At 72.8% G+C, this 17,968-nt stretch carries 16 protein-coding genes and 4 pseudogenes; 12 read left to right on the forward strand and 8 right to left on the reverse strand.

Going from position 1 to position 17,968, the window contains the following annotated elements:
* Window positions 1-745 (forward strand): universal stress protein (locus MRBLMG1_RS30085; RefSeq protein ID WP_367827317.1); only part of this gene is annotated, 745 nt, incomplete at its 5' end.
* On the opposite strand, the gene MRBLMG1_RS30090 is transcribed toward MRBLMG1_RS30085, so the two are convergent.
* The gene (locus MRBLMG1_RS30090; RefSeq protein WP_414721682.1) at window positions 720-1,136 is read right to left on the reverse strand and encodes an ABC transporter substrate-binding protein; all 417 of its coding nucleotides are present in this window, start codon (window positions 1,134-1,136) and stop codon (window positions 720-722) included. The genes MRBLMG1_RS30085 and MRBLMG1_RS30090 overlap by 26 nt on opposite strands.
* A 385-nt stretch (window positions 1,137-1,521) precedes the next feature.
* Between MRBLMG1_RS30090 and MRBLMG1_RS30095 the strand changes: the two genes are divergently transcribed.
* A complete protein-coding gene (locus tag MRBLMG1_RS30095; protein WP_367827342.1) occupies window positions 1,522-2,070 on the forward strand; it encodes an iron chelate uptake ABC transporter family permease subunit in 549 nt (182 codons plus the stop codon).
* Window positions 2,067-2,926 (forward strand): annotated as a pseudogene (locus MRBLMG1_RS30100) (ABC transporter ATP-binding protein). Before MRBLMG1_RS30095 ends, MRBLMG1_RS30100 begins: the two are co-directional and overlap by 4 nt.
* 21 nt (window positions 2,927-2,947) lie before the next feature.
* On the opposite strand, the gene MRBLMG1_RS30105 reads toward MRBLMG1_RS30100, so the two are convergent.
* Window positions 2,948-4,444, reverse strand: a complete 1,497-nt coding sequence (locus MRBLMG1_RS30105) for a DUF6777 domain-containing protein (RefSeq protein ID WP_367827319.1) — start codon at window positions 4,442-4,444, stop codon at window positions 2,948-2,950.
* Between the two features lie 406 nt (window positions 4,445-4,850).
* Between MRBLMG1_RS30105 and MRBLMG1_RS30110 the strand changes: the two genes are divergently transcribed.
* The 3 genes from MRBLMG1_RS30110 to MRBLMG1_RS30120 all read left to right on the forward strand — a co-directional run bounded on the left by MRBLMG1_RS30110 (window position 4,851) and on the right by MRBLMG1_RS30120 (window position 6,803).
* Complete coding sequence (locus MRBLMG1_RS30110) at window positions 4,851-6,182, forward strand: streptophobe family protein (RefSeq protein ID WP_367827320.1); 1,332 nt, start codon at window positions 4,851-4,853, stop codon at window positions 6,180-6,182.
* 26 nt (window positions 6,183-6,208) lie between these two features.
* Window positions 6,209-6,436, forward strand: coding sequence for a hypothetical protein (locus tag MRBLMG1_RS30115; RefSeq protein ID WP_414721680.1), 228 nt, complete (start codon window positions 6,209-6,211; stop codon window positions 6,434-6,436).
* A 97-nt stretch (window positions 6,437-6,533) separates the two neighbouring features.
* Complete coding sequence (locus MRBLMG1_RS30120) at window positions 6,534-6,803, forward strand: hypothetical protein (protein WP_367827321.1); 270 nt, start codon at window positions 6,534-6,536, stop codon at window positions 6,801-6,803.
* A gap of 194 nt (window positions 6,804-6,997) precedes the next feature.
* Here the strand turns inward: MRBLMG1_RS30120 and MRBLMG1_RS30125 are convergent, their stop codons facing one another.
* The 3 genes from MRBLMG1_RS30125 to MRBLMG1_RS30135 form a co-directional block, all read right to left on the reverse strand.
* On the reverse strand, window positions 6,998-7,981 hold the full coding sequence (locus tag MRBLMG1_RS30125) for a serine/threonine-protein kinase (RefSeq protein WP_367827322.1): 984 nt from the start codon (window positions 7,979-7,981) through the stop codon (window positions 6,998-7,000).
* Window positions 7,981-8,709, reverse strand: a complete 729-nt coding sequence (locus MRBLMG1_RS30130) for a hypothetical protein (RefSeq protein ID WP_367827323.1) — start codon at window positions 8,707-8,709, stop codon at window positions 7,981-7,983. Before MRBLMG1_RS30130 ends, MRBLMG1_RS30125 begins: the two co-directional genes overlap by 1 nt.
* Before the next feature lie 148 nt (window positions 8,710-8,857).
* Window positions 8,858-11,461 carry an FHA domain-containing protein gene (locus tag MRBLMG1_RS30135; RefSeq protein WP_367827324.1) on the reverse strand — a complete coding sequence of 868 codons (2,604 nt, stop codon included), beginning with the start codon at window positions 11,459-11,461 and terminating at the stop codon, window positions 8,858-8,860.
* Window positions 11,462-11,563: 102 nt separating this feature from the next.
* Between MRBLMG1_RS30135 and MRBLMG1_RS30140 the strand changes: the two genes are divergently transcribed.
* Window positions 11,564-12,223 carry a TetR/AcrR family transcriptional regulator gene (locus MRBLMG1_RS30140; RefSeq protein WP_367827325.1) on the forward strand — a complete coding sequence of 220 codons (660 nt, stop codon included), beginning with the start codon at window positions 11,564-11,566 and terminating at the stop codon, window positions 12,221-12,223.
* Here the strand turns inward: MRBLMG1_RS30140 and MRBLMG1_RS30145 are convergent.
* Together MRBLMG1_RS30145 and MRBLMG1_RS30150 are read right to left on the reverse strand one after the other, a co-directional pair.
* Window positions 12,187-12,993 carry a class II aldolase/adducin family protein gene (locus tag MRBLMG1_RS30145; RefSeq protein WP_367827326.1) on the reverse strand — a complete coding sequence of 269 codons (807 nt, stop codon included), beginning with the start codon at window positions 12,991-12,993 and terminating at the stop codon, window positions 12,187-12,189. The two genes, MRBLMG1_RS30140 and MRBLMG1_RS30145, sit on opposite strands and share 37 nt — an antisense overlap.
* A 148-nt stretch (window positions 12,994-13,141) precedes the next feature.
* Window positions 13,142-13,972 (reverse strand): DUF3626 domain-containing protein, encoded by an 831-nt coding sequence (locus MRBLMG1_RS30150; protein ID WP_367827327.1) that lies wholly within the window; start codon window positions 13,970-13,972, stop codon window positions 13,142-13,144.
* 135 nt (window positions 13,973-14,107) lie between these two features.
* Here MRBLMG1_RS30150 and MRBLMG1_RS30155 point away from each other — a divergent pair, with 135 nt between their 5' ends.
* From MRBLMG1_RS30155 to MRBLMG1_RS30170, 5 genes and pseudogenes are all read left to right on the forward strand, one after another.
* The gene (locus MRBLMG1_RS30155; protein ID WP_367827328.1) at window positions 14,108-14,806 is read left to right on the forward strand and encodes a ThuA domain-containing protein; all 699 of its coding nucleotides are present in this window, start codon (window positions 14,108-14,110) and stop codon (window positions 14,804-14,806) included.
* 361 nt (window positions 14,807-15,167) lie between these two features.
* Window positions 15,168-15,260: pseudogene (locus MRBLMG1_RS37410) on the forward strand (IS5/IS1182 family transposase); the annotation flags it as partial.
* Between the two features lie 197 nt (window positions 15,261-15,457).
* Window positions 15,458-16,093: a hypothetical protein gene (locus MRBLMG1_RS30160; protein WP_367827329.1), complete on the forward strand. Its 636-nt coding sequence runs from the start codon at window positions 15,458-15,460 to the stop codon at window positions 16,091-16,093.
* A gap of 132 nt (window positions 16,094-16,225) precedes the next feature.
* A pseudogene (locus MRBLMG1_RS30165) lies at window positions 16,226-16,568 on the forward strand (transposase); the annotation flags it as partial.
* Between the two features lie 396 nt (window positions 16,569-16,964).
* Entirely contained in the window at window positions 16,965-17,225 is a 261-nt protein-coding gene (locus tag MRBLMG1_RS30170) for a hypothetical protein (protein ID WP_367827344.1), read from the forward strand.
* A 92-nt stretch (window positions 17,226-17,317) separates the two neighbouring features.
* Here the strand turns inward: MRBLMG1_RS30170 and MRBLMG1_RS30175 are convergent.
* A pseudogene (locus MRBLMG1_RS30175) lies at window positions 17,318-17,578 on the reverse strand (transposase); the annotation flags it as partial.
* Window positions 17,579-17,968 lie beyond the last annotated feature (390 nt).

A 17,968-nucleotide genomic window follows, 5' to 3' on the forward strand; every position in this document is an offset into this window, starting at 1 on the left:
TCGGCGGGCAGCCCGGCGAACTCGACCAGCCACCCGCCGTCCGGCGCCCCGCCGCCGCACCCGCCGCCTGCGAACAGGCGTGACCGGCCAGTCGCCCGGCGGGCCCACCGACGTGTTCCCCCGGGCGGGCGGCCGGGTCGTCGTCGGCGTGAGCGGTTCGCTCGCCTCGCTCGCCGCCCTCCGGCACGCGACCGCCGTCGCCCGGCGCGACGGCGTGCCGCTGCTCGCGGTGCTCGCCTGGGAGCCCCCGGAGGGCGAGGCGCTGCACGCCCGGATGCCCGACCGGGCCTGGGCGCGCCTGTGGGCGGAGACCGCCCGGCGGCGGCTGGAGGACGCCATCCTCGACGGCCTCGGGGGGACCCCCGCGAACGTGGCCTTCGAGGGCAGGGCCGTCAGGGGCGCCCCGGCCGACGTGCTCCGCGCGCTGGCCGGCGGCCCCGGCGATCTGCTGGTCGTCGGCTCAGCGCCGCGCCGTGGCCGGTTTTCCGGGCCGCGACGCCGCCCGGTCCTGCGGGCGGTCCTCGACCGTGCCCCGTGCCCGGTGCTCGCGGTGCCGGGCCCGTCCCTGCTCCCCGGCGAGGCCCGCGTCCTGCGCCGCAACGCGCGCACCTCCGCACCGGGCGGTGCCGGGGCTGAGGTGCGGGGCGGAGCGGCTGCCGGTCCCGACGCGGAGCCGGGTGGCGGCCGCGGCGGGGTCGCGGGGCCGGGCGGCGGCGGGGTCAGGCCTTCGCCGGGTCGACCTTGAAGATGCGGGCCCTGTCGTCGAGGACCAGCTGGGCGCCCTGGAGGGAGACCGAGTTCATCCAGATCTCGTCCTTCCCCTCGTGGACGGCACCCTTCTGCCCGGCGGTCAGCCGCTTCCACAGGGGGTTGGCGCGGAACTTGGCCTTGCTCTCCTCACCGCCCGAGTCGGTGGCGTAGAAGATCACGCCGGCGTCGGCCTGGGCGATCTGCTCCTCGCCGGTCTCGATGGTGAACGCTTCGGGGCTCCGCTGGTTCGCCGGCCGGTCGATGCCCATGTCCGCCAGGATGATGCCGCTGAAGGTCTTCGGCAGGTACACGCGCGTCGGGCCGTCGAGGAAGCGGACCACGGAGGCGGTGGGCTTGCCCGCCTTGGCGTTGACCGCGTCACCGATCTTCTCTGCGCGTGTCTCTCCTGGCCCTCGCCCTCAGCGGCCGCCTCAACGCCCTGGCACTCGGCGACGACCTCGCCGCCACCCTGGGCACCAAGGTCGCCCCCCCGCGCCCTAGGCGCCCTCGCGGCCGTCCTGCTCACCGGCTCGGCCGTCGCCGCCTGCGGGCAGCTCGCCAGCCCCGACCTCATCGGCATCACCGCGGAGCCGGCTCGGGCGCTGTCGGCGCGATCCTCGTCGGCGGCGTCACCGCCGCGGGCGCCGGGACCTCGGGTGCCGTCCCCTTCGGCGCGCTCGTGGACGCCCTCGCCACCGCCGCCGTCATCTACCTGCTCCGCTCGCCTACCGGGGCGGAACCGTCACCGGCTACCGCTTCGTCCTCGTCGGCATCGCCGCGAACGGGGCGCTCGCCGCCGTCACCCGTTGGATGCTCGCCCAGGCCGACATCGACCAAGCCTCCCGGGCGATGGTCTGGCTCACCGGCAGCCTCAACGGCCGCGGCTACGAACACGTCGGCTGGGTCGGCACCGCCCTCCTCGTGCTCGTACCGCTCACCCCCGCCCTGGCCAGTCCGTACCAGCTCCTCCAGTTCGACGACGACACCGCACGCGGACTCGGCATCCCGCTGAACCGGGCCCGCGTCGGACTCCTCGTCCTCGCCGCGTGCCTCGCCGCGCTCGCCACCGCCGCCGCCGGACCCCTCGCCTTCATCGCCCTCGGCGCCCCGCAGATCGCCCGCCGCCTCGCCGGCACCGCCGGCGTCCCGCTGGGCCTCAGCGGCCTCACCGGCGCCACACTGCTCCTCCTCGCCGACCTCGCGGGCCGCCTCGTCTTCTCGCCCGTCGAACTGCCCGTCGGCATCGTCACCGGCGCCCCCGGCACCCCGTACCTGCAGCTACTGCTCGCCCGCGCCAACCGCTCGGGACAAGGAGGCTGACATCACCGCCACCACCATCGTTGACGGCCGGAGCGGCCCTCAAGGGCACCGGGCTGCGCCTCGGATACGGCGAGCGGACCGTCGCCGAGGAACTCGACCTCGACATCCCCGCCGGCCGCGTCACCGCCCTGGGCGGCCCAACGCCTGCGGGAAGTCCACCGCGCTGCGCGCCCTGGCCAGGCTCCTCAAGCCGGCCGCCGGCAACGTCCACCTCGGCGGCGAGGACATCGCCGAGCTCGGCGCCCGGGACCTCGCCGTCAAGCTCTCCCTCCTGCCGCAGAGCCCGGCCGCCCCCGACGGCATCACCGTCCGCGACCTCGGCGCCCAGGGCGGCACCCCGCACCAGCGCTGGTGGCGGCAGTGGTCGTCGGCGGACGACGCCGTCGCCGACCGGGCCCTGGACGCCACCGGCACCACGGACCTCGCGGACCACGGCCTTGACGAGCTCTCCGGCGACCGGCGCCAGCGCGTCTGGATCGCGATGGCCCTCGCCCAGGACACCCCGGTGCTCCTCCTGGACGAGCCCACCACCTACCTCGACCTGGCCCACCAGGTGGACGTCCTCGAACTCGTCGCGGCGCTCAACCGCGAGGACGGCCGCACCGTCGTGATGCTGCTCCACGAGCTCAACCTCGCCTGCCGGTACGCCGACCACCTCGACGCGATGCGCGCCGGCCGGGTCGTCGCGGCGGGAACGCGAACGCCCGGCGAGATCGTCACCCCCGAGCTCGTCCGGGACGTCTTCGGCCTGCCGGCCACCGTCATCACCCGCCCGGTGGCCGGTACGCCCCTGGTCATTCCGGAAGGCGGCCGCCGGCCGCGCGTCCCGGGCCCGCAGGCCGGGGACGCGGTCTGACGGGCCCGGCCGTACATACGGTCAGACGACGGTGCCAGGACCGGACGCGGGCGCGGAGACCGAGCCGGGGGCCAACGCCGGCCCCGGCGACGACGCGGAGTTCGACGGGGAGAGCGACGACAGGGAGGACAGCGACGACAGCGGCGCCGCCGAGGACGGCTGGTCGGGCGACTGGTCCGCCGACTGGCTCGTCAGGCCGGCCGATCCGTCCGTCGCGGGCCCGGAGGGAGGCGCCGATGACCCGTCCGACGGCGAACTGCTGGTGGAACTGGACGAGTCGGAAGGCGTCGGCGTCGTCGTCGGCGGGGGCGGGGGCGGGGGCGGGGGCGGGGAGAGCGTCGCGGGGCACGGGGGCGGGGTGATCCCGTTGCTCGGCGTCGGGGTCTGCGTGCCCGTCACCGTCACGCACGGCACAGGCGTCGACGGGGTGATCGACGGAGACGAACTGGACGTGGACGGCGAGGCCGACGTGGACGGCGTCGGGGACAGGGAGTGCGGCGGGGGAGGCGGCGGCGTGGGCTTGTCGTGCCTGCCCGTGTCGCCGTGCTGCCGCGCGAACCAGCCGTCGTCTTGGGGGTCGTACACGATGAAGACGTTCACGACGGTCACCGAGGGCGCCACCACGACCACCTGGGACGAGTTGTAACCCTGCCAGGGCGTGCCCGACGTGCGCGGCTGCTTCTGCGCCACCGGGTTCGTCAGCGGGTTGCCGCAGGCGCAGCGGACCCGGGGCACCCCGTGGCCGTCCACCATGACCGCGGTGCCCGACTGGAGCACGGCCTGGTAGGTGGTGGCGGAGCCGTCGCGGAAGCCGTGGTTCGTCACCCGGGTGTCGACCCGCAGTTGCAGCGGGGTCAGGGAGCGCAGGAAGCCGGGGACCTCGTTCGCGGGGATGCCCATGACCGAGGCGAAGGCAGCGTTCTTCGCGGGCTCGGCGGCGAGGTAGCGCACCTGCTGTTCCACGTCGCAGCTGGAGACCGACTGCGTGCCCCCGTAGAGGCCCGGCGTCGATCCCCGCACCTCGGGGGTGGTCGACGAGGTACGGGGCGGCAGCGAGGCCGGCGACGCGGAGCCGTCGGAGGTGCGGGCCGTCGAGCGCGTGAAGGGGTCGGGGCCGGACGCGGCCGCGTTCTGCAGGAAGACCTCCCCGCCACCGGAGCCGGCCTCGCTGCCGCTGTCGTCGGGGCGGTTGGTGAGGACGACCGCGAGGGCCGCCGCCGCGACGACGACCGCGGTGACCGAGGCGACCTTCGGGACGGAACGCCACCAGGGACTCTTGCCGCCGCCTCCGCCGGAGCCGCCGTCACCGGTCCCACCGGGACCCGCTCCGCCACCGCCCGAACCACCGCCTCCGCTACCGCCACCTCCGCCCGAACCGCCCCCGGAACCGCCGTGCGGCGGGCCGGGGGGTGGCGGCGGCCCGCCGGTCCCTGGGCGTGTGCTCGGGCCCGAGAGAGGGCCGGAGGGGGGACCTGCTGGGGGGACCGACGGGGGGCCGGACGGCGGGTGGGAAGTCACTTTTTTCCCTTTCTTCCGTTCCGGGGCCATTGTGTGCCCCGACGGGGGCCCGCCCGCAAGCGGAAGCGTCACGCTCCGCGAACGGAGCAGCTCCCGCACCCCCACGACGGCACCCGTCCGGACCGCGAACGGCTCCTGCCGGCGTGCGACCGGCACTCGTCCCGTGCTGCCCGCGAAGGGCACCTGTCCGTCGGCGAGTGACCGGCACTCGTTCCGTCCCGCCCGCGAAGGCACCTGTCCGCCGGCCTGCGAGCGGCGCCCGTCCTGTCCGGTCCACGAAGGGCACCTGTCCTGTCCGGCCTGCGAACGCCACCCGTCCCGTCCGCGAAAGGCACCTGTCCTGCCGACCTGCGAACGGCACCCGTCCTGTCCGGTCCACAAGCGGGCAGCCGTCACCGGTACTAGCGTGGTCAGCGTGAGCAGTCGGCTCCCCACCTCCACGCGGCCCGCCGCGTCCACCGGGCTCTACGCCCGCATCGCGCTCCAGGCCCTGGCGGCCGTGGTCGCCGGTTACGCGGCGATGGCCGTCACCGCCGGGCTCGGCCTCTGGGCCGCGGGCGCCGCGGACCTGCCCGGCGGCTTCACCGCCGTCCTCGCCGCGGTCGTCGTCATGGCGGCGGGCGGCAAGGTCGAACTCGCCGGCGACGCCGGCTCCCTCGCCGGCACCCAGGGCGAACTGACGGCCATGCCCCTCACCGTCACCCTGGTGGGCGCCCTGGTCACTGGTTTCTGCTTCCTGCGCCCCCTGCGCCACCACGCCGTGACCGGTACCCGCGAGCTGCTGCTGCGCGCGGCGAGCACCGTACTCCTGTGGCTGATCGCCCTCGCCGGGCTCTCGGCCCTCGCCCGGCACGACTTCCCGATCACCATCGGAGGCGGCGGCGACGAGGAGGGGTCCCTCACGGACCTCTTCGGCGACCTGCTCGACGCCGTGAACCCCACGGTCGGCTTCCGCACCGATCTCGGCCCCACCCTCTTCTACGGACTCCTGTGGATCCTCGGCGTCCTCGCCGTCGCCCTCCTCGTCTCCCGCAGGACCCCGCTGCCGCCACGGCTCGTCCGCTACCACGAACCCGTCCGGCCCGCGGCCTCCGCGATGCTCCTCCTGCTCCTCGCGTACGTGGCCCTGGGCCTGGTCATCGGGGTGGTCGTCGCCGCGACGAAGGGCCACGCGGCGGAAACCCTCGCCGTCCTCCTCCTCGGCCTGCCCAACGTGTCCTGGCTCGCCCTCGGCGTCGGCATCGGCGGCTCCTGGGAAGGCACGGTGGAGGGCCCGTTCGGCCTGCCCATGCCGCAGGTGCTCGACGCCGTCCTCCGGGGCAACGGCGACAGCCCCGACCTCTCGACCGTCGACCTCTCCTCGCTCGCCGAACAGGACGCGCGCGCGTGGTGGCTGCTGCCCGTCGCCGCCGTCCTGCTGCTCGCCGTGGCCTTCGCGGCCGCCGTACGCTCCCCGGCCCGCATCCGGCTCTGGCAGCACTCCCTGCACCTGGGCGTCGCGTTCGCCCTGACCATGCTCGTCGTCATGCCCCTCACCCTGGTCGAAGCCCGCTTCGGCCTCTCGATCCTCGGCATCGGCGACCTCGACTCGCTCGGCGGCGAAGTCGTGCTGCGCCCGGACATCTGGAAAACGGTCGGCCTCGCCCTCCTCTGGGGCCTGGTCTTCGGCTTCCTCGGCGGCCTGCTGGCCTCCCGCGTCCACCGGAAGGGCGAGGTCGAGCGACAGCCCGTGAAGTGACACCGGTCGGGCTAGGGATCCGGGCCGTGATCTCGCAGCCCGCCGACCGGGCCGCCAACCGCAAACGCCGCGGCAGCCGAGGCGGCAGGCCACCGGCCTTCGGCCGGCACGCCTACAAGCAGCGCAACACCGTCGAGCGCTGCGTCAACAAGCTCAAGCAGTGGCGCGGCCTGGCCACTCGGTATGACAAGACCGCCGTGATCTACCTGGCGGCACTCCATCGCGCGGGCATCTTCATCTGGTCTGCACGCTGACTCGAACGTGCCTTGGGCGCAGAATGATCGCGTGCTTCCTCCTCGACTGCTGTGGTGCGATCCTCGGCCCATCCCCCGGTTCAACCGACAGGAACCGGTGACACTGATCGTCCGGGATCCCGTTTTCTACGAGCCGACTGACGAGGACGACTGCACGGTGTTCTCGTACTTCTGCCAGGCGCATGACCGCTTCTACCAACGCGAGGCTTGCGGGGAGGGACCGCATCTCGTGGCTCTGCACTGTGAGGAGCACGGGCCCGAAAGCATGTGGCCGCAGCCACTCACACTGATGTTCCCCGAAGGCTTTGAGCCTCCGCTCAGCCCGGCGCAACTCAGCTGGCTGCAAGCAGAGTGGGATGCCGCCTGAGCATGATCCGAAAGAGACGGCCTAGGCGAGCCGTGACGTGACACCGGTCGGGCGGGGCGAGGTCGAGCCACCGCGCCCGAGCCGAGGACCCCCCTTGCATCGAGACGAGAAGCCGCCCCTCGCAACGAGCCGAGGACCCCCCACAGCCGAGGGCCCCCACAGCCGAGGAAGCCCCCCTTAACCGAGGAAGCCCCTCACAGCTCCCGGAACACCGGCCGCGCCCACGCCGGCGGGGCCGGAGGCGGGCCGAGTACCCGGGGGCTGCTCGTGGCCGCGGGGCCCGTGCCGCCGGCGGTCAGCGCGGCCCGCAGCTCGGCGACGAACTCCAGGCAGGTCCCGTACCGCTCCTCGGGCGTCTTCGCCAGCGCCTTCGCGAACACCGCGTCAGCCGCCTCCGGCAGCCCGGGGCGCACCTCGGAGAGAGGCGGGGGCGGATCGTACTGCTGCGCCCAGAGCACGGCCCAGTCGGTCTCGCGGCGGAACGGCGGCGCGCCCACCAGGGTCTCGAACACCACGCACGCGAGGCTGTACACGTCGCAGCGGCCGTCGACGGGCTTGCCCGAGATCTGCTCCGGCGCCACGTAGTCCAGCGTGCCGACGAACTCGCCGACCGTCGTGAAGCCGGTCAGCGACAGCGACTTCTTCGTCAGCCCGAAGTCCGTGAGGTACACGTGCTCGGGATGGTCGCGGTCGGTGCCCTCGGCGACCAGGATGTTGCCCGGCTTCACGTCCCGGTGCACCAGGTCGTGCGCGTGCGCCGCGTCCAGGGCGGAGGCGACCTGGAGGGCGATCCGGCAGGCGGTCACGGGCGGCAGCGGCCCCTCGCGGTCGAGCAGGGCCACCAGGTCCTGCCCGGCCACGTACCGCATCGCGATGTACAGCACGCCCTCCGTCTCGCCCGCCTCGAAGACCGGCACGATGTGCGGGTGGTCGATCGAGGCCGCGACCCGCGACTCGTGCGCGAAGCGCTTGCGGAAGGTGTCGTTGCGGGCCAGCTCGGGGGCGAGCAGCTTCAGCGCCACCGTCCGGTCGAGCCGCAGGTCCCGCGCCCGGTACACGACGGCCATGCCGCCGCGCCCGATCTCGCCCTCCACGCGGTAGCCCGCGATCTCCTTGCCGAGCAGCCCTGAGGGCCGCCCCGCCGGAAGCTCGGCGTCGCTGGGCGCACCGCCCGCCATCAGCCTTCACCCGCCGATTCGGGCGGCCGTACCACCTGGGTCGGCGGCGGCCCGGCCGCCGCCGGGTCGACCTGGGGCACCACCTGCGTCGGCTCGTACCCGGCGGGCGCGGCGGCGGTCCGCTCCCGCTCGCTCCCGGCCACCGGGGGCGGCTCCGAGGGCGGGTCCGGCGGCGCGTCCGGGGACGGGGCCGGGGACGGGTCCGACGGCGCCCGCGCCGCCGTCGAGGGAGCCGCCAAGCCGGCGTACGTACTCAGACCGAGCCCGTCGCAGTACACCCAGCGCTCGTGCTCCGCGTCGTACAGCCACACCGACTCGCCGTCGACGACCATGCCCACGCGCAGGCCACGGGTCCGCAGGCGGAAGTTCTCGCCGTCCAGGCGGCCCGCGCCCAGTTCCTCCGCCGCCCGCCGGTACCGTCCGAGCGCGTCCTCGGCGCGGGCGATCAGCGGCCGCGGATCGGCGGTCCTGGTCAGCGGCCGGCCCGCCGCCGGAGGGTCGCCCGGCACGCTGACCAGCAGGCGCGCGTCCACCCACGCCGTCCAGCCGTTGGAGCACAGCACCCGCCCCCAGTCACCCGCCCGCTCCTCGAGGCGCACCGGCAGGAAGGCGTCGAGGGGCGACGTGGGAAGCCCCGGGTCGGGCGCCTCCCACGCGTCGAGCCCGTCGCGCGGCACGACGTGCGTGGGCCGGAAGTCCGGCACGTAATCCGCTACGGGATAGCTCACGGCCCCACCTCCGCTACGGGATAGCTCACGGCCCACCTCCGGTACGGGAATGCTTCACGGTGCTGACTCCGCTACCGGATAGCGCACGGCCTACCTCCGGTCCGGGAAAGCTCACGGTCCCGCCCTCCGCTACGGGATAGCGCACGGCCTACCTCCGCATCACGACCGGCTCGTGGCGGCGCAGCAGCCGGGCCACGACCAGGCCGAGGACGAGACAGAGCACCACCAGCATGCCCATGTCGAACAGCCAGGCCTCCGCCGTGTGCCGCATCAGCGGGTCGGCGGTCTTGTCGCTCGGTGCGACCTTCCCGATGTCGATGGTCGCGCCCATGGCGGCGAACGCCCACCGCGACGGCACCAGCCAGGCCAGCTGCTCCAGGACGGGCGTCCCGCGGACGGTCAGGAGGGCGCCGCAGAACACCACCTGCACGATCGCGAGGAGGACGAGCAGCGGCATCGTCACCTCCTCCTTGCGCACGACCGCCGAGACGAGCAGACCGAGCATCATCGCCGTGAAGGCGAGCAGCGCCACGGCGAGCGTGATCTCCACGAGCGGGGGCATGAGGACGCCCTTGCCGTCGGGCACGTTCAGCGGCACGCCGATCAGCGCGACCAGGGTCAGGACGACGGCCTGCACGACCGTGATCACGCCGAGGACGACGACCTTGGAGGCGAGATAGGCGGAACGGGAGAGGCCGACGGCTCTCTCGCGCCGGTAGATGGAACGTTCCTTGACCAGTTCGCGTACGGCGTTCGCCGCGCCGGTGAGGACCGCGCCCACGCACAGGATGAGCAGGACGTTCAGCGTCGACTCGGGGTTGAGGCTGCCCTCGGACAGGGCGCGGGCCATCGCCCCCATCACGAACGGCAGTGCGACCATGATGGCGAGGAAGGTGCGGTCGGCGGCGAGCGCCGAGGCGTAGCGGCGTACGAGCGTCCGCAGCTGGGAGCCCCAGCTCTGCGCCTTCGGCGGCGGTTCCGGCTCGGCGCCGGGCGGGGCGGCCGGGGCACCCGGGCCGCCGGCGGGTACGGGTACGGGGACGTCCGGACGCGCCGTCGCGTCGGAGATGTACCGGCGGTGGAAGCGGGACGACCGGTACTGCCCGGCCCAGTCGCGGTCCCGCTCGTTCTCGAACGCCTCGAAGGCCTCCGGCCACTGGTCGAACCCGAAGAAGCCGAGGGTGTCGGCGGGCGGCCCGTAGTACGCGACACGGCCGCCGGGAGCCAGGACGAGCAGCCGGTCGCACACGTCCAGGCTGAGCACGCTGTGGGTGACCACGACGACGGTCCGCCCGTCGTCCGCGAGCCCGCGCAGCATGTGCATCACCGAGCGGTCCATGCCCGGGTCGAGGCCCGAGGTCGGTTCGTCGAGGAAGAGCAGCGACGGCTTGGTGAGCAGTTCGAGGGCGACGCTCACCCGCTTGCGCTGGCCGCCGGAGAGGCTGTGGATCGGCTGCTCCGCGCGCTCGACGAGACCGAGCTCCCGGATCACCTCGTCCACCCGGTCCCGCCGCTCGGCCCGCACCGTGTCCTCGGGGAAGCGCAGTTCGGCGGCGTATCCGAGGGCCCGGCGGACGGTGAGCTGGAGGTGCAGGATGTCGTCCTGCGGCACGAGGCCGATGCGCTGGCGCAGCTCGGCGTAGTCCCGGTACAGGTCACGCCCGTCGTAGAGCACCGTGCCCCGGTCGGCGGGCCGCTGCCCGGTAAGCGCGCCGAGCAGCGTCGACTTCCCGGCCCCGGACGGCCCGACCACCGCGAGCAGGGACTTCTCGCCCACGGGGAACGACACCTCGTCCAGGAGCGTCTTGCGCCCGTGGTCCACGGTGACGGCGAGCGAACGTACGTCGAGCGAGACCTCGCCGGTGTCCGTGAACTCGACCAGCTGCCCGCCGATCAGACAGAACGCGCACCGCCCGACGCCGACGATGTCGTCCGGCGTCACCCGCGCGTCCTCCACACGGCGGCCGTTGAGGAACGTGCCGTTGTGGCTGCCCAGGTCGTGGATCCAGTACGTGCCGTCCGGATGCGCCCGCAGCTCCGCGTGCCGTCGCGACACGACGAGGTCGGCCACGACCACGTCGTTGTCCGGCGCCCGCCCGATGCGGATGCTGTGCGCCGGCAGCGGCCGTACGGACGTCGGCTGCCGGAACGTCCCGGTCGCGGCCGGGTACGACACGGACGACGGCCGCGGCGGAGTCCCTGCCCCGGGTACGGATACGGGCACTGGGGCCGGTGTCGGTTCCGGTTCCGGTGTCGGAGCTGGCGTCGGTGCTGGTGCTGGTGCCGGTGCTGGCGCCTCGGGTGTGACGGCGGGCGCGGGATCCGCCACGGGCGGGAGCGGCGCCGACACGATCGGCTCGGGAGGAGGAACGGGCGGTGCGGGGGCAGCGGCGGGAGCCGGGGGCGGGGGCTGCGGCGCGGGGGCCGGGGCGCCGGCCGAGAGCACCGCGCGCGGGCCGTCCTCCGGATGCCCGAACCGTACGACCGTCCCGGGGCCGACCTCCTGGGGAAGGGCCACGCGCAGGCCGTCCGCGAAGGTGCCGTTCGTACTGTCCTCGTCCGCGAGGATCCAGTGTCCGGCCGCGGCGCGGAGCACCGCGTGGTGCCAGGACGCCCGGGCGTCCGACAGCACGACATCGCTGGTGGGGTCGCGCCCGATGCGATAGACCCGGCTCGGGCTCATGCGCGTCGCGTCCCCGTCGATGTCGAGGACCAGATCAGGCGCCGCGGGCGCGACGGGCCGCTCTCCCATGCGTGAATTTTATCCGCCGGCGCTCATCCCCGCCCGGGATGGAGGCGCCGGTAGGGTAGGCGTCCGCCGCGGACCGCGGCCCTGACCAAGGAGGAACCACCCGTGCCGAAAGGTGTCACCAGGAGGCGGCCGCTGACCCGCGCGGCGCTCCTGAAGGCCGCCCTGGAGACCTTCGCCGAGCACGGCTTCCACGCGACGACGATCGAGCAGGTCTGCGAGCGCGCCGGCTACACGCGGGGCGCGTACTACTCGAACTTCGCCAGCAAGGAAGAGCTCTTCCTCGCGCTCTTCGACGAGCACAGCGACCGGACCGTACGGCGGCTCGCCGACGCGATCGACGCGCTGACCGCGGACGAGTACACCCTCGACCGGCTCGCGGAGCTCGCCGCCCGCATCGAACCCGACGAACGGGACTGGTACCTCGTCACCACCGAGTTCACCCTGCACGCCATCCGCGACCCGCAGGCCGCCTGGGTGCTCGCCCGCCACGACGAGCGGCTGCGGGCCGAGATCGCCCGCGGTCTCACCCTCGTCCTGCGCCGGGCCGGGCGCGAACTGACCGTGGACGCCGACCGGTTCGCCCGACTCCTCATCGCCCTGCGCGAAGGGGGTCTCGCGCAGAGCTACGTGGAGCCGGCCGAACTGCCGCCGGGCAGCCTGGAACGCCAGTTCCTCGCCCCGCTCCTGGAGGCGTCGACGCGGGAGATCCCCGGGCCGACGCCCGGTCAGTCGAAGAGGTCCGGGTCGGACGCGGTGATCTGATCCCACAGCGGGCGCGCCTGGAACCAGCCGGCCAGGTGACCGCCGACCTGTCCCCGGGTGAGCAGGGCGGTCTCCCGGTCGATGAGCTGCGGGGTGCCCGCCGCCATCGCGAGGAGCTGCGCCTGGCAGGAGCGCTCCATGGTGACGAACCACCAGACGGCCTCGGCGACCGACTGGCCCACCGTGAGCAGCCCGTGGTTCTTGAGGATGACCGCCTTGTGGTCGCCGAGGGCCTTGGCGACCCGCTCGCCCTCCTCGGTCTCGTTCACCACGCCCCGGTAGTCGTCGTAGATGCCGTGGTCCTCGAAGAAGGCGCAGGCGTCCTGGGTGATGGGGTCGAGCGGGATGCCGAGGCTGGAGAAGGCCTTGCCGTGCAGGGAGTGCGAGTGTGCGGCGGCGATGGCGTCGGGCCGGGCGGCGTGGACCCGCGAGTGGATGACGAACGCGGCCCGGTTCACGGCCCTGCGGCCCTCGACGACGGTGCCCTCGTGGTCGACCAGGATCAGGTCGGACGCCTTGATCTGGCCGAAGCTCATCCCGAACGGGTTGACCCAGAAGGCGTTCGGGTCACCCGGGTCCCGGACGGTGATGTGCCCCGCGACCCCCTCCGAGAAGCCGAACCTCCCGAAGATCCGGAACCCCGCGGCGAGCTGTTCCTTCCGGTAACGGCGCTCCTCCTCCACGGAGTCGAAGGTGGGCGGCAGCGGCAGTTCCACCCCTTCGGGCAGCGGTCCTACGGCGGCGGCGAGCGCGGGCGGCACGGTACTCATGGCGGCTCCTCGTCGAGCGAGTCGGGCACGGCGCGCCAAAAGATACAGAGACGTATCCGATACGACAACGGATCGAACCGGAGGCGGATCTCACGCCGCCGGAGCCCCGGAGGCGGATCTCACGCCGCCGGAGTCCCGGAGGTGGATCTCACACCTCCGGAGCCCCGAACCGCGCCAGGCAGTGCCAGACCTTCTTCACGTCCTGCGGGTCGTACCGCCCCGAATCGGCCGCCTCCTGCACCGTCCTGGCGTCGAGCCACCCGTCGACAGCGATGCGGGCGCCGAGCTCCACGTACTCCGGCCCGCGGAACCCCGGGTGCCGCCGCAGCTCCTCGACCGAGACCCGGAACCCGCCGTGCCACTCGACGGCACACGGCAGCCGCCGTGCGGCCGCCTCCACCTCCGTGCCCCGGTGGCTCGGGTCGAGGACCAGCGCCTCCACGTCCCTGCCGATCACCACCGGACCGTGGACGTGCGCCTCGACGTAGTCGTCGAGCGGGTCCTGATCGTCCGCCTCGGCGAGCGCGACCAGGCGCATCCGGGACGCGACGCCGAAGTCGGCGGGCTCCAGGAAGCTGTCCGGATAGCAGAACGTCGCCCGCTCCAGGGCGGCCGCAGTCAGGCGCAGATGGGCCGAGCCGAAGCGGGGAGCGGCGCCAACGGAACGGCGGCGGAAGTCCAGGGCCCCGTACACCGGACGGGAGTCCGCCGGGGCCTCGTCGTACGCTCCGCCGAAGATCCGGCTCTCCCACCGGTGGCGCTCGCCGCCGGGGTGCGCCGTCAGGCCGCCGTTGCCGGTGCCGGTGACGAACTGAGAGCGGTAGACCCCGTCGTCCGCGAGCCGGTGCAGAAAGTGCGGATGGAAGTTGAGCGTGACCCGCAGGCTCGGGTCGAGCGCCTCGCCACTCGACCGCGCGGCCACGTGTGCGAGCGCCCGCCGGGCGGGGGAGTGGTCCTGGAGGATGTCGATCGACGCCATCCGGGCAGTGTGCCGGGAGGGTGGGGCTTGCGGCACGGCGTTTTCGATGGCTACGGTCGGGACCAAGAGATGGAAAGCGCTTTCTGTTCCGTCGCGCCCCCGCAGTCCTCCCCAGACGGAGCAGGAGTCCCCCGCGTGCCCACCGCCGACGTCCTGATCTACACCCGCACCACCGGCTACCGCCACGCCTCGATCCCCGACGCCGCCGCCGCCCTGACCCAACTGGCGACCGAGCTCGGACGGCCCGCCGAGGTGACCGACGATCCCGGCGCCTTCACCCCGAAGCGGCTCGCCGACTGCGCCGTCGTCGTCCTGCTCTCCACCACAGGAAACGTCCTCACCTCCGACGGCCGCCGCGCCTTCGAGACGTACCTCCGCAGCGGCGGCTCGCTCCTCGCCGTCCACGCCGCCGCGAACGCCGAACCCGACTGGCCCTTCTACGGCGAACTCCTCGGCACCCGCTTCGCCGGCCACCCGGAGATCCAACCGGGCACGGTCCTCGTCGACGACCCCACCCACCCCGCGACCGCCCCCCTACCCCACCGCTGGACCCGCACCGACGAGTGGTACAACTTCACCTCCGACCCCCGGGACAACCCCCCTCCCGGAGTACGCGTACAAGTCCTCGCCCGCGCCGACGAGACCACCTACCACGGCGGCACACACGGCCCCGACCACCCCCTCGTCTGGTGCGGAGACATCGACCGCGGCCGCATCTTCTTCACCGCACTCGGCCACGCCTCGGAGACGTACGGCGATCCCCTCTTCCGCGCCCACCTCGCGGGCGCGTTGGCCTGGCTGACGGACGGGCGGGTCGATGGGCTGACCTGCTGACGCTCTGATAGGTCAACCCGCTGAGCCGCAGACTGTCTGACGAGCTGCCCCGGTGTCCCGCTGCCCTGCTGTCCTGCCGACGGGCGCTCACCGCCCCGCTGTCCCGCCGATGGGCCGACTGGCCGACCGGTCGAGTCTCCGACCGGTCGAGTCTCCGACCGGTCGACTCTCCGATCGACCGACTGGCCGATCGACCGACTGGCCGATCGACCGACTGGCCGACGGGCCGGCCTCCCCGACGTGGCGGCTTCCCGGGCGGGAGGCCATGCCGGAACTTCACGCGGCCTCGGGTGGGAGAGGGGGACGCCTGCGGTAGTCCCCGGGAGGGACGGCCCAGGGCACACATGGGCAACGGATCCATGCGCCGCGGAACCATATCCGCCGACGTGGGATCCGTGCCGTCATTCCCCAGCCGTCCGACCAGATCGGCCACGGTCTGCGGCGCGGCCTGGCCTTGCGTACGGACAAGCCGGCCGTGCGTAGGACAAGCCCGCCATCGCATATCAAGCTGCACCGCATCTCGCGAGCTGAGCAGAGGTAGCTCAGCCTGCCCCCTCCCCTCCGAGCGTTCACCTCACGGACGGCAGGCGTGCGTAGGGCTGGGCCGGAAATGCGATGACCTGCGGTGGCGGATCGTGGCACAGTCCGTTCATGTCCAACGACATCGCCTATCCCGTCTTCCGTAGCCCCGACCCCGTACTCGCCCTGAGCATGGCGCGCCGCCTCATGGAGTTCGGCCGTTGCGAGCACGCCGACGTCTCCCTGTACGCGGAGTTCCACTCTGTCGACGAAGTGCGGCGGGGGGCGAAGGAACTGCCCGAGGGGTGGTTCCGGGGGCAGGAACATGACGGGGAGTTCGATGATCGGGTGCCGTTCGAAGACCGCCCCGCATGGCTCGTAGGCGTCCGGGGGCCGGGCCTGCCGACCGGCCCGACGGCGTACGAAGGGCGGCTACCGGTGGAGTACGAGTCGCTCAACCAGGCGGTCGACAGCGTCGAGGACGCCTTCACCGCCGCGATCGGTCCGAGCGTGGGCGAGATCAACTGGCAGAACCTGTTCTGGCCGGACGCACCCGAGATCGGTTTTCGCGGCGAGTCCAAGCACGCCGAGGTGACGCTCCTTCTCAACACCAGCACCCGCACGTACAACGAGCCTGCCGGTGACCAGACCGTCCTCGTCCACGTTCGCAGCGCCGACAGCGACGGCCGTCAGCTCAGGGAGCCCTACGCGCACTGGCTCGCCGAGCAGGTGGGACTCACGGTCATCGGGCCGGGGCAGCGGCTCTGAGCCTGGCGGCCGCCGCGATGAATTGCGATGGGCGGGCGGCGTAGTCCCCCAGAGGCGTGAAGCCGCGAACGGGCCGAGATGGATGAGCTTTCACTCAACTGGCCAACTGAAGTGCTCGGGCGGGAGTATGGAGTGGCTCGGCGGAAGCCGTGGGTAGTCGACAACGAGCTGTGGCCGCTGGTCGAGCCGCTGTTGCCCAAGTATCGAGCGCCGGACGCGTCATCCGGGACGCAAACGGCACCCAGATCGGCTGGTGTTCCAGCGCACCCTGTTCGTTCCGCACACCGGCATCGCCTGGGAACACCTGCCGCAGGAACTCGGCTTCGGCTCGTGCCTGACCTGCTGGCGACGCCTGGTGGAGTGGACCGAAGTCGGCGTGTGATTCCGGCGGCACGAGGTCCGCCTTGCGAAACTCCGCAGCGCGAACGCCCTGGACTTCTCCCGAGCGGCGGTCGACGACCCCCACATCCGGGCGCTATGACGTCGTTTCTTATGGCCGTCCCTGGGATCACGGTGACTGAGCGCGAAAGTTGGCTCTCAAGGACGCTTGTTGGTGGGGGTGCAAGGCCTGGGCCGCAACGGAGCGGGCGGGCTTCCGCCCGAGGTGCTACCAGTCCTCGCCAGTAAACTCCGGGCACCATGGTGGCTGCCACTTCCGTATCGCCCGTCCCGGTCGCGCCGGCCGGTTTGACCGGCAGGGCCCGCGCGTCCTCGGCGCGGACGTTCCCGAAGGCTCGGCCACTGAAGGCTGGTGGATCCCGGCCGGGGAGTGTCGATATTCCATGGCCTACGGATTCATGATCGGCCCCGTGGCGAGTTCGGGATCGACGGCTACCACTGGGCACCGCTGCATGCCGGCACTGGAGGCTGGGTGGAGTCGTTGGCGCTGGCCAGCCATGCGAGACGCTCGGCCAAAACCATCACGAGAATCACCGGCGAGGCCGTCGACTCCCTGGACCTCGAAGGGTATGAGCCGGTACCTGAAGTGCGAGGCATGACCGACCCCTGGTGGCGGGGCAAGGACTCGCTCATCGCCCTGGACCGGGGCCTGGCCGTCGGCATGGATGCCCCGGGATGCCTTGAAGCCCATGTCTACAGTGGCCTCGACGAGTGGGGCCTCCAAGGCGGTTGACCGTCAGCTGGCGCTGCCGAACCTCCCCGATCGGCCGGACGCGCCAATTGGCACGACGTAAACCGGTTCTGCGCGTCCGCACAAACGAGGCGGCGAAGGCAGATGAGGGCTGCGGAAATACCCGCGAAGGCGAGGAAGTGCTCGGCCTTGCGTTCATACCGCCGATGCAGGCGACGGCAGCCGGCAAGCCAGGACATCGTGCGTTCCACGACCCATCGATGGCGACCGAGGCGTTGGGAGGACTCAATGCCACGGCAGGCGATCCGCAGCACGATGCCGCGCTCGCGCAGCCATCGGCGCAGATGATCGTAGTCGTAGCCCTTGTCGCCGTGCAGTTTGGCCGGACGACGCCGACACGGCAGATGCCCCCTGTGAGGGCACGAATGCTCACCGAGTCGATCACGCACCTGGACCAGTCGAGCTGCCCACGTCAGCCGAGCTCATCCAGGATGACCCGGTAGAGACGCGCCCCCACACGCTCACGGTGCTGCCCTCTGCGCGCGTTCGGGGTGACGGACGACGGGGGGCGACGTGATGCCGCCGCCGTTCTGCGCCAAGGACCGGCCCAGGAGGCGGTGACAGGGGGGCGGACACGGCTCCGCCGACATGCCGGAGGGCCCCAGGGACCACCTCCTTGCATTGACCCGCGTCTGCAACTATTGTTTACGAAAGTAAGGCGCGCCTGCACCTAAATCTTCAGGGCGTAGCGCACGCGCAACCGGTGGGTCATCCCATCCACCCGG

This window comes from Streptomyces sp. LMG1-1-1.1 (assembly GCF_040815545.1).
GTDB lineage: Bacteria > Actinomycetota > Actinomycetes > Streptomycetales > Streptomycetaceae > Streptomyces.